This window comes from Flavobacterium sp. UBA5153 (assembly GCA_002413745.1).
GTDB lineage: Bacteria > Bacteroidota > Bacteroidia > Flavobacteriales > Flavobacteriaceae > Flavobacterium.
Map to the genome: position 1 here is coordinate 31,110 of DHXP01000021.1, position 12,642 is coordinate 43,751.

Annotated in this window: 4 protein-coding genes and 1 pseudogene; 2 read left to right on the top strand and 3 right to left on the bottom strand. The window is 33.7% G+C overall.

Translation table 11 applies throughout. The features are described 5' to 3' along the window. Window positions 1-132: 132 nt before the first annotated feature. Complete coding sequence (locus tag B2145_RS04720) at window positions 133-2,541, bottom strand: alpha/beta hydrolase family protein (RefSeq protein ID WP_291098945.1); 2,409 nt, start codon at window positions 2,539-2,541, stop codon at window positions 133-135. A 479-nt stretch (window positions 2,542-3,020) separates the two neighbouring features. Between B2145_RS04720 and B2145_RS04725 the strand changes: the two genes are divergently transcribed. Together B2145_RS04725 and B2145_RS04730 are read left to right on the top strand one after the other, a co-directional pair. Continuing rightward, entirely contained in the window at window positions 3,021-8,111 is a 5,091-nt protein-coding gene (locus B2145_RS04725) for a translocation/assembly module TamB domain-containing protein (protein ID WP_291098948.1), read from the top strand. Between the two features lie 4 nt (window positions 8,112-8,115). Beyond that, window positions 8,116-10,410 (top strand): BamA/TamA family outer membrane protein, encoded by a 2,295-nt coding sequence (locus tag B2145_RS04730; protein ID WP_291098951.1) that lies wholly within the window; start codon window positions 8,116-8,118, stop codon window positions 10,408-10,410. Between the two features lie 155 nt (window positions 10,411-10,565). Here the strand turns inward: B2145_RS04730 and B2145_RS04735 are convergent. Together B2145_RS04735 and B2145_RS04740 are read right to left on the bottom strand one after the other, a co-directional pair. Beyond that, window positions 10,566-11,075, bottom strand: a pseudogene (locus B2145_RS04735) (virulence RhuM family protein); the annotation flags it as partial. A gap of 91 nt (window positions 11,076-11,166) precedes the next feature. Then, window positions 11,167-12,402: a hypothetical protein gene (locus B2145_RS04740; protein WP_291098957.1), complete on the bottom strand. Its 1,236-nt coding sequence runs from the start codon at window positions 12,400-12,402 to the stop codon at window positions 11,167-11,169. Window positions 12,403-12,642: the final 240 nt, after the last annotated feature.

Genomic DNA, 12,642 nt, shown 5'->3' on the forward strand with positions numbered 1-12,642 from the left:
GAACTAAATGAAATATACAGCGGCATTACACCAGAACGATTGGACTAAAATATAATGAGTAATGGTATAAAAACATAAAAAGCCCAGAAATCATATTAATTTCAAGGCTTTTCCTATTCAATATTCTTTGAATTAATTTTTTAAATATTTCTCCAAGAATTGATCTTGTTCCCAAAGCAAATGCAAAATATTCTCTTTTGCAACATAACTGTGTGCTTCTTTTGGTAATATTACCATTCTGGCTGGAGCTCCTAATCCTTTTAAAGCTTGGAAATAACGTTCTGTTTGCAAAGTAAAAGTTCCCGGATTGTTATCGGCTTCACCGTGTACTAATAGTAATGGTGTTTTCATTTTGTCGGCATTCATAAAAGGAGACATCGTGTTGTAAACTTCAGGAACTTCCCAATAATTGCGTTGTTCAGATTGAAAACCAAAAGGAGTCAAAGTTCTGTTGTAAGCTCCGCTTCGGGCGATTCCGCAAGCAAAAAGATTGGAATGGGTCAATAAATTTGCTACCATAAAAGCACCATAAGAATGGCCTCCAATAGCCACTTTTTTCTTGTTGATGTAACCCAAAGCGTCCACGGCATTTATCGCTGCTTCGGCATTGTCAACTAATTGTTTGATGAAATTGTCGTTAGGCTCTGTTGTTCCTTCGCCAATAATTGGAAACGAAGCATCATCAAGAACCACATATCCTTTGGTTACCCAATAAACGAACGAACCATAATATGGAAACGTAAATTCATTTGGGTTTTGATTACTTTGACCCGCACTGCTTTTATCTTTGAATTCGGATGGATAAGCCCAAATCAACAACGGCAATTTTTCTTTTTTGACCTTGTCATATCCTTCTGGCAAATACAAGGTTCCTGATAATTCCACGCCGTCTTTTCGTTTGTATTTGATGACTTCTTTGCTCACATTTTTGATACTTTCAAATGGATTTTTGAATGCAGTGATTGGTGTAAGCTTATTTTTTTGTTTGATGTTTCTAAAATAGTAATTTGGATATTCACTTTTAGACTGAATCTGAACTAAAACAGTTCCTTTTTTGAAATCTTCAATCTCCAATAAATCTTCTTTTTTGTCTTTGTAAAGTGAAGTGTAAAGTCGGTTTGATTCTAGTGTTTTCAAATTGAATTCATTAATGAAAGGAAATTGTCCGTCTTTAGTAAAACCTTTTCCTACACGGAACGCATTGTCATTTTCGATGGCCAAAACATATTTATTGTATTGGTTTTTCTTGGTTTCAAAATTACCTGGATCCGAATAAATATCTTGTGAATTTCTATCCGAAATCACTTTTGGTTTTTGAGTCAAATCAGATGGATTTATTAAATAGGTTTTGGTGTTTCGGGTGTCGTACCATTCGTCAGAAACGATGGCAACGTTGTCATTTCCCCAGATTATGTCACTATAGCGTTGAGGTGTTTTTACCAATGAAGTCGGTTGGGCGCTAAAAGGGGCTTCCCAAAGAAATACTTCATCTCTAAACTCTACTTTATTGGCTTGATCTCCTTCATCCAATGCCACAACATACGACAACGTAGCTGGTTTGTCATTTCTCCAAGCCATTTCTCGTTTTCCTTTGCGAACAGCCATAAAACCTTTTGGCATAATTTCGTTCAAAGGCACTTCATTTACCGTTTTTATTTCAACACCATTTTTGTCATAAACAATTGATTTCATCGGGAAACGACTCAATGGAACGATGTATGAAAATGGTTTTTGAATGGTGGTTAACATCAAATAATTACCGTCTGGTGAAATTCTTTCTCCAGCATACATATCGGCATTTTTGAATAAAGTTGCTGTTCCGTTTAGGTTTACTTTATACAATTCAGAAGTAATGATGTTTTCAAAATTGATTTCATCATTTTTGTTTTTCAACATATCTGGATAAGTTCTGTTTTGCGATTTTGCACCGTCTGCATTGGAGATAATTGGCCCAGTTGGCAAATCTTTTTTAACATCCAATAATGCGGCCCTGTTTTTTGGCAACATTTTTACCAAAATAGTTTCGTTATCATTGAACCAACTGAATGGATTGCCAAGATTTGCATTTACGGTTGCTTCGGTTAGTTTGGTAGCTTTTGCGGAAGCCACATCCAGAACCCAAAGTTCTACACCCGTGTTAATTGTATTCGAAAATAAAATCTTCTTGTCATTAGGTGACCACATTACATTACTGATGCGAGGATTTGTTGGTAAACCAGTAACCTGAACTTCGTTTTTATCTTGTATTTTTCGTAATTTGAGGTTGGTTGTATAGGTAACCGTACTTGAAATATTGGTTATGGGATTGATTCTTAAGCCACCCAATCGCAATTCTTCTTGGTTTAAATCGTCTAATGTCTTATAGGTATTTCTGTAGGACAACAGCATATATTCTTTTTTGGTATCCATTGAAACCGAAGGTGCTCTTTGGTAATCAGCCAAGTCTAAAATGGTTTTGGACGGTTTTTGATAGCTAAGGTTTTCTTGCGCAGAAGCGAATAAACTTAGACCTAGAAATAATAGTGTAACTTTTAATTTCATGGATTGAAATAGTTTGGATTAATGAAAGTACAGTTTTTATAATTTGTCTAAAATAATTCAATTTTGTTACATTTGAAAATATTTTTTTTTAATACTCTGGTCCTGACGGGAGTGATATTTTTTTTTCTCACTAACCAAAATTCGAAATATTCTCGCATATTACGAACTGCTCTGCAACGGTCTCCCAATCTCGCAACTAGGAAAATGGCGGACAATTACTCGCCGAAGGAACTCACGAAGAAATTATTAAAATAAAAAAATCGATTACTGCAAAGTACTTGAAGGAGAAGTTGATATAATTCGAATTCCCCTTTTTTATAATCTATTATAAGTAAGAAAAATACCTCAACAACACAAAATTTTACAATAAATAAGCGAAATTATGTAAAATATTATGTTGTATTTTTTACAATTTTGTAAATTAGTAAGAATACTGATTCTATTAACACTGATTTAGTCTAAAAGAGTTTTATTTACGTATGCATACAAAACAAATCCATTTTCTAAAAAAAACACTACGAGTGCTGCTTTGGTGCGTTGTTTCGATAATTGCGTTTTTACTACTTTTCACCATTTTAATTCAGGTTCCCTCCATTCAAAATTATGCAAAAGATAAAGCAATAACCTATTTGCAGAATAAAATTAAAACCAAAGTTTCTTTAGACCGAATTGCCGTTAATTTTCCAAAAGAAATTGTTTTGGAAGGATTTTATTTTGAAGACCAAAAAAAAGATACTTTATTAATTGGCAAACGCCTAGAAGCTGACATCGATTTATTTAAACTTCTTAGCAGCCAATTGGAGATTAATTCGGTTTCCCTACAAAATGCCACAGCCAATATTTCCAGAAATAAGGATGGCGTTTTTAATTTCGACTATATTATCAAGGCCTTTGAATCAAAAGTACCCGCCGATCCGAATAGTAAACCATTTAAGATTTCGGTTGTAAAAGTAAATCTCGAAAATGCCACTTTTAATTTTAAAGATGATTTTTCTAGAAATGATATTCGTGTAAAACTCGCCCACTTTGATACTAAATTCAAGAAGTTTGATTTGGATAAAATGGATTTTGACATTCCGAATATCGATTTAAATGGTTTGAAATTAGTTTTGAATCAGGATGTAGTCGAAAAAATTGCCGAAATATCCGTAAATACGCTGGATACAATTTCGAAAAGAAAAGATTTCAATTTAAAACTAGACAAAATCAGCTTTTCGAACATTGATATTTCATACGACAATAAAGATTCCAAACTGGGTTCGGGTTTGATTTTAGGCAATTTAAAATTATCAGTTAACAAAATTGATTTAAATAAGCAGCTGCTGGATTTCGACACTTTCGAATTAAAAAACGGGAAAGGAAATTTGCGATTAGGCGTAAATGACAAACAACTTATTACCCCAAATTTAGATTCTACTTCAATACTTCAAACAGGATGGAAAGTAAAACTAAATGCTGTCGATTTGCAAAATATAGCTTTCAAATATGACGATATGCATTTCAAACAAATCCCAAAAGGAATTGATTACAGTCATCTTGATTTGGATAAATTCTATTTTAAAGCAGAGAAATTGTATTATGCGAATGATACTATTTCTGGAAATATAAAATCACTTACAGTAAATGAAAAAAGCGGCTTGGAAATTCAGGCCTTAAAAACAGCATTCTTCTATGGTCCAAAAAATGCGTATTTGAACAATTTGTATTTGAAGACACCACAAACGCTTCTGCAAAACAGAATCAAAGTAGGTTATCCATCGATTGCAAACTTAAAAAAGAATATTGCAGACCTAACTTTGGACGCGAATTTGAGTCAATCAAAACTAGGATTTAAAGACATTTTACTGTTTGCTCCCTATTTAACAAAAGAAGACCTGTTTAAAAACAATCCAAATGCGGTTTTGTATTTGAATGCCCGTTTGAATGGAAAAATAAAAGACCTTAATATTCCGCTGTTTGAAATGAGCGGTATTGGAAACACGAGAGTTTCCGTTTCTGGTAAAATTACTGGCTTGCCCGATGCACAAAAAGCGCATTATGATTTGGATATAAAGAAATTATCAAGCACGTCCAAAGATGTTCTTTCTTTGGTGCCTGCGGGAACGGTTCCTGAAAACATCCAGCTTCCTTCACAGTTCAATTTAACGGGGAAATTTAAAGGTTCGATTCAGAACTTCAAAACAAATTTAGCGGTAAACAGCAGCTTTGGAAATGCCAAAGTAGAAGCCTTGTTTGATCAGCGCATTAAAAATCAAGAGAAATACGATGCGACGGCGTACTTGCTCGATTTTGATTTAGGCAGCTTGATAAAAAATGATTCTTTAGGGAAAATTACGCTTAATGCGAAAGTAAAAGGGAAAGGATTAAACCCAAAAACAGCTCAGGCAGAGCTGGACGGAATTGTCCAAAAAGCAGTTTTTAATAAATATACGTATCGAAATTTAACCTTGAAAGGACATATCGAAAACGGATCTTTTGCGGTAAAATCTGGAATGAAAGACCCTAATTTACATTTTGATTTGGTTGCCAACGGAAATGCAAAAGACAAATATCCTTCGATACAATTAAAATTAAACTTGGATATTGCTGATCTCCAAAAACTGAATCTTCACGCTGGTCCGATGAAATTGCGTGGAAACATTGATGCTGATATTGCCAACACTAATCCTGATTTTTTAAACGGAAAAATTTTCCTTTCCAACATTCAGATTTTACAGGAAGCCGAAGTTGTTGTGCTGGATTCGATTAAAATTGTGGCTTTCGCAGACAATAAAAAAAATAACATCAAAATTAAATCACAATTTCTGAAAGCCGAAGTTGACGGAAAATACACGCTAACGACTTTGGCAGCAGCCGTGAAAAAATCACTGTCAAAATATATAGATTTAGGTAATCCAAAATCCAATGCTGCATCAGATGAACAACGATTCACTTTTAAACTGTCTGTTGATAACGATCCGATTCTTTTTAAACTGATTCCGAAATTAACAAGTTTGGAGCCAATAAACATCTCCGGAAAATACAATAATGTCGCCGATTCATTGGAGGTGAAAGGAACGATTCCGAGAATTGTATATAATAATAACACGATTTCCGACGGAAAAATAAATATTGAAGCCAAAGGAAATGCTTTGGAATATCAGTTTTCTGTGGCCACTATCGAAAGCGGGCAAATTAAAGTTCCCTTTACCAGTTTATCCGGAAAAGTGGAAAACAATGTGCTGTCGTATGCATTGGAAGTAAAAGATGCGAGTAAGAAACAACAGTATTTTATTGCCGGTGAATGGCGGCGTGACAATGCTAAAAATATACTAAAAATTGACGCCAAAAATTTTGTACTCAATTATGACAAGTGGAATATCAATGCCGAAAATGCCATTGAATTTGGAGATAAACGACTTTATATCAATAAGTTTTATTTGGAGAATTCCGGAAACGAACTTAAAATTCAGTCACAAGGGAATCCCAATAATGCGCCACTGAAGGTTGATTTCGTGAATTTCAAAATTGAGACCATTCTGAATATAATCAAAAAAGACAAATTGTTGATGCAAGGTTCGATCAATGGTTCCGCTTTGGTGGAGAACGTGATGGCAAAACCAACTTTTACCTCTGATTTGAAAATTGACAAATTTGCTTTTAAAGGGGAGCCCGTTGGTGATATTGCCATAAAAATAGACAATAAAACAAATAATTTGCTGGCAACAAATGTTACGCTCAGCGGCGAAGGCAATGACGTTACCCTTGTAGGAACTTATAAAATTAACGACAGCAGTTTTGACCTAGTTTTAAATATGAACAAGTTAAATGTCAAAAGCATACAAGGATTTAGCTTGGGGCAAATTGCTGATGGAGCAGGTTACTTATCCGGAAATTTTAAAATCACGGGAAATACCGCTGCACCAAAATTAGATGGTGAATTAAAATTTAATGATACAGGTTTCAGAATCACAAAATTCAACTCTTATTTTAAAGTCACTGATGAAAAAATCAGGCTTCAGAATGAAATGATTGCATTTGATAATTTTACTTTACACGATGAAAATGACAATGAACTGTCGGTAAACGGTACGATTCATTCTACCAATTTCAGAAATTTTGATTTTGGTTTAAGAGTTGTCGCAAATAATTTTAGAGCGATTCATTCTAAAGAGGCCGACAATGATTTGTTTTATGGGGATTTATTTTTAGATACAAAATTGAACATAAATGGAACGTTCGAAAACCCGATTGTTGACGGAAACATCAAAATAATTGAAGGTACCAAATTTTCTGTTGTTTTGCCCCAGTCCGACCCTTCAATTGCCGACAGGGAAGGAATTGTAGAGTTTGTGGACGAAGATAACTTGTATCTGAAACAAACTGACGCCCTAAAGAAAAAACTCAACCAGTCCGCTTTAATTGGCATGGATGTTAGTGTTGACATTTCGATCGAGAAAGAAGCAGAACTTACTTTGGTCATTGACAAAGGGAATGGAGATTATCTTAATCTTAAAGGCGAAGCCGAACTTACTGGAGGAATCGATCTTTCAGGAAAAACTACTTTAACAGGTAAATATGAGTTTTCCTCAGGTGCTTATGAGATGAATTTTAACATGATACGACGAAAATTTGAAATTCAAAAAGGAAGTTCTATTACATGGAATGGTGAGCCAACTATGGCAACTTTGAGAATTACGGCGATTTATAAAGTGGAAACAGCACCGATAAATTTACTTGGAAATCAATTGGGAGCAGTAAGTCCAACAGTTAGAAACACCTACAAACAGAAAATTCCGTTTCAGACTGTTTTGAAGATGAATGGCGAATTGTTGAAACCTGAAATAACATTTGACATTATTCTTCCAGATGGAAATTATGGTGTTTCATCAGATATTGTAACAGCTTCCCAAGCAAAACTGGAACAGTTACGACAAGAGCCTGCAGAATTAAACAAACAGGTTTTTGCCCTTTTATTGTTAAACCGTTTTATTGGCGAAAATCCTTTTGCAAGTGAAAGCGGAGGAACTAGTGCAGAATCATTGGCCAGACAAAGTGTAAGTAAAATACTTTCGCAACAATTAAATGATCTCGCAGCAGATTTAATTTCTGGAGTACAGTTGGAATTTGATTTGCAATCGACCGATAATTATACTTCCGGAGTTTTGGAAAATAGAACCGATTTGAATGTTGGTGTTTCTAAAAAACTATTTAATGACAGAATAAAAGTAACGGTAGGAAGTAGTTTTGGAGTGGAAGGCCAGGAACGTGCCAACGAAGATGTTACCAATATTGCTGGAGACGTTGCACTAGATTATCAACTTACAAGAGACGGACGATATATGGTTCGAGTCTATCGAAAAAATGAATATCAGGTTGCTATTGCAGGACAGGTTGTAGAGACAGGAGTTGCCTTTATTGTTACGATGAGTTATAATAAATTCCGAGAGCTTTTTCATCGCAGTGAGCAAGAAAAAGAAATAATCAAGAAACAAAAGATTAATAAGGAAAAAAGAAAACTCAAAGCGAAAAAAGAAAAACAAAAAAATCTAGAGAAAGAACTAATTGAGGAAAATGAGCAAAAAACTTAGAAATATGGAAACTAGATATATAAAATATTTTATAGTGCTATCCTTGTTTTTTGCTTTTGGATGTAGCAACACTAAATATTTAGCCGAGGGAGAATTATTGTATACCGGAAGTTCTGTAACAGTGAAAGATTCAGTTATCAAAAAGAAAGACAGAAAAGCATTGGAGAAAGAATTAGAAGCGATACTGCGCCCAAAACCCAATAAAAAAATACTAGGATTGCGATTTAAACTGTGGGTTTACAATAGGACTGGAAAACCTAAAAAAGCTAAAGGAATCAGATATTGGTTAAGAAATAAAGTCGGTGAAGCCCCAGTACTTTTTAGCCAGGTCGATTTAGATTATAACGTGGCGGTCTTGAGGAATTTTTCAGAAAACAGGGGTTATTTTAAAACTAGGGTTAGCGCTGATTCGACTGCCAAAAACAAAAGGGCAACTGCAGAATATACCGTATGGCCCAAAAGACAATACAAAATAAAAAACGTCCAATTTCCGGAAGATTCTTCGGCTTTAGGAAAATCAATTGCCAGAACGAGTCGCAGAACTTTACTTAAGGAAGGAAATCCATATGATTTGGAAATTATAAAACTCGAGAGAGAACGCATTGATGCCAGGCTTAAGGAAAAGGGATATTATTATTTTAATCCAGATTTTATTTTGGCCCAGGTGGATAGTACAAAAGGAGATCATGAGGTCAATATTAAATTAAAAATAAAAGACGAAACACCTGATAAAGCCGCAATTGCCTATAAAATAAACAAGATTGTAGTGTATCCCAATTTTTCGATTTTAAAAGACAGTATTACTTATAAAAACGAGGATATTGTGCAATATAAAGACTTCACAATCATTGATTCGGCGCATACTTTTAAACCAAGAATATTTGACAGAACATTATATTTTAAAAAAGGAGATCTTTATAATCGAAAAAATCACAATCTCTCCTTAAACCGTTTTGTAAATCTGGGAACATTTAGCTTTGTAAAAAATGAATTCAAAGTTTCAGACAGTATAAAAAACACTTTGGATGCCTATTATTATCTGACGCTTTTGCCTAAAAAGTTTATCCGAGTCGAAGTTTTGGGCAAAACAAATTCAGCCAGTTATACTGGTACAGAAATAAATGTAAACTGGAATAACCGAAACGTATTTCGAGGTGCCGAATTACTGACGATATCCGTATTTGGCGGAGCCGAGTTTCAGCTTTCAGGACAAAATAAAGGACATAATATATTTAAACTGGGAGGAGAAACCAGTTTAACCTGGCCAAGATTTATTACGCCATTCAAGATTGAAGGTTCCAGCGAATTCGTTCCCAGAACCAAAGCAACAGTGCGATATGAATATCAAAACAGGACGCAGCTTTACGCTTTAAATTCCTTTAAAACCTCTTTTGGATATATCTGGAAAGAAAACATCCGAAAAGAACATCAGTTGAATGTTGTTGATATTACCTATGTAAGTCCGAATAATGTTACGGCGGCATATCGGGAAAGTATTTTGGCAGATCCCTCTTTGGGAAAAGTAATCGAAAAACAATTAATTTTTGGACCAACGTATTCGTATACATTCACGAATACAATGCTAAAACGTAAAAAAAATACCTTCTATTTTAATGGAGAAGTGGATTTGGCTGGAAATGTTACGGGTTTGCTAACTGGAGCGAATATTAAACAGGGCGACACGATAAAAATATTTGATGTTCCGTTTAGCCAATACGTTAAAGTAAAAGCTGATTTTAGGCATTATTTAAAACTGGGAAAAGAAAGCAAATTGGCAAGCAGAATTATTCTGGGTGCTGGATTTGCGTATGGAAATTCAAGTACATTGCCTACAACCAAGCAATTTGTCGTGGGAGGAACCAATAGTATTCGCGCCTTTAGAGCGAGATCGCTTGGACCTGGAAGTTACCAAGCTCCTCTTACTTCCAACTCCTTTTTGCCGGATCAGTCTGCTGATTTAAAATTAGAATTTAATACGGAATACAGGGCACGAATTTACGGTTTAATGAAAGGTGCCCTATTTGTAGATGCTGGAAATATTTGGCTATTGAATGCAGATCCAAACAAACCCGGAGCCGAAATCTCGAAAGATTTCATGAAACAGATTGCAGTGGGTGCTGGCGCAGGATTGCGTTTCGACTTTTCCTTTTTAATCTTACGAACCGATTTGGCATTTCCGCTCAGAAAGCCTTATTTGCCTGAAGGACAAAGATGGGTGATTAATGCTATTGATTTTGGAAGTGGCTCTTGGAGAAAAGAAAATCTAATTCTCAATATTGCCATCGGTTATCCTTTTTAGGGTAGTATAAAAAATCGGTTAGTGGGAAGTATTTGAGGGAGAAGTTATCAGAAAGAATCTCGTCGTATTCTGTCATTTCGACGAAGGAGAAATCTCATTTGTTGCTCTCGTTATGTGATTTCTCCCGTTGGTCGAAATGACAGATAAACACTTACACAGTGTATTACAATAGCGGAGATTTTTAGATAAAAACGTCTTTCACTCGCTCGGATTTCTCGAATGCGTTCCAATAATTCGTCAAAATAATCTTTGCCAAAACGTTTGCCTTGCTTCAAGCGTTCGTCGTCTAAAACAAAGCCTTTAATTATAAATTCCCTCAAGGTTTTAGTTGCCCAAATACGGAATTGTGTAGCCTGAAAACTGTTTACACGGTAGCCAACGGCAATAATAGCGTCAAGATTATAGAAATTTGTATCGTATAATTTACCGTCTTCGGCAGTTGTTCGGAATTTCCGAACAACTGATTTTTCGTCTAATTCTCCTGTTTCAAAAACATTTTTCAGATGTTCGCTGATAGTGGCTTTTGATTTACCAAAAAGCTCTCCTATTTTCTTTTGGCTGAGCCAAAAAGTCTCTTCTTGAAAAAAAACCTCCATTCTCACGTCTCCATCAGCTGAGGAATAAAAAATGAGTTCGTTTGATTGTGGCGTGAGTTCTTTAGACATAATCGTTTATTTTATTGAAGACAAAAATATGATGTTTTGTGGCTGGTTCAAATATCTTTCTTGTGCCATATCAATCTTACTAATAATACATCTATTTCTGATTTAAATTTTCGGATAAGAAATATATAAATTTTATTAAACCGCCTTTTAAACGTTCGACTTCAACAATCGCATCATTAATTGACAATCTATATTCAGACTTTATTCTTGATTCGACTTGCTGACCTTGTTTTGTTAGTTCTTGTATTATTTTCTCTAACTCCTCAGTATGCTTTTTATCTTTAATATTAAAAAGAAGTACTGTGAAAATTGATATTAGAAGAAAGGAAAAAATAATTTCAAGCATTTTTAAAATATGAGCATAATTAGTAGTCGGAATAATTTCAGGTATAGAACTGAAGAAAATCGTGTTAAAACTATAATAAACAAAACTAAAAAAACTTCCTGTTTGACTTCCTGAAAATGATAAGTAATCTATTTTATATAAAGCATAATTCATTCCGCTAAAAAAGAAAATTGTTAGAAATAATAATGCAAATAAATTGAGAAGGTAAAAAATTATATTAAGGTTACTTTTTTGATATTCCTGTAATCTTGATGAAAGGTAATAACAACCCCTATTTAAAATAACTGTCAGTTGTAAATTATTTGACCATTTCTGTAATTGTGTTGAATTCATTTCGGTTACTTGAAGGTTTTTGACTTCGTCATCAATAGTTGTCATTAACTCCGTATGTTTTATAATAAAATTAACCCCTTTCAAATGAATTTTATGCATTGAAGAAGGTGTAAATATTGTAAAGAATCTATTAAAATAAATAACAATAATTGTTATTATTAAAACGACAATTGTTGAGTATAAAATAATAGGGTTATCAAATTTGAGTAGAAAGAAAAATGATATGGTAGTAATTGAAAAAACAAAAAAATTATATATAAAACCATTAAAAAAGGAAATAATTGTATTAATGAAAGCAATTGCAATTGTCCAACTTTTTGTTTTATATATTAAAAATGGAATTTTAAAAAAGAGCAAAACGAAAGGATAAAAAATAATGAATAATGTCAATAATACAGCGTAGTTTTTTTTTCCGAAAAAAAATAACATAGTTAAAATGGATAATAATATAAAAAATTTGTATTCAACTATCCATTCACCTTTTGGAAAAAAGTTCTTTATTAAATAAGAATCTATATCATAAATAAATAATTTTACAATTAAATAAAGCCAAAAGATAATTGCTATTGCATTCTCAATAAAGTTTAAAAATTTATTTGATTTTTTGGCTTCTTTTCGTAAAACTTCAGCTTCAATTACTTCCGACATAATTCCTAAAATATTTAATTAGTTGTGTTAATTTTTTTTGTTCTTCAGACTATTAATGCTAAGTCTATACATTCCAATCATAAAATGGCTCTTTTATTCCCCCGCTAATATAGCAAAAAAACAGTACAAATCCACCAAAAGAATCTCTATCAATAGGAGAGAACAAACCAAAATCGTAACTTTGCGTTTTGCCAAAATTTATGCTAGAAAACGATAACAATACCGCTAGTTATTTCAAAT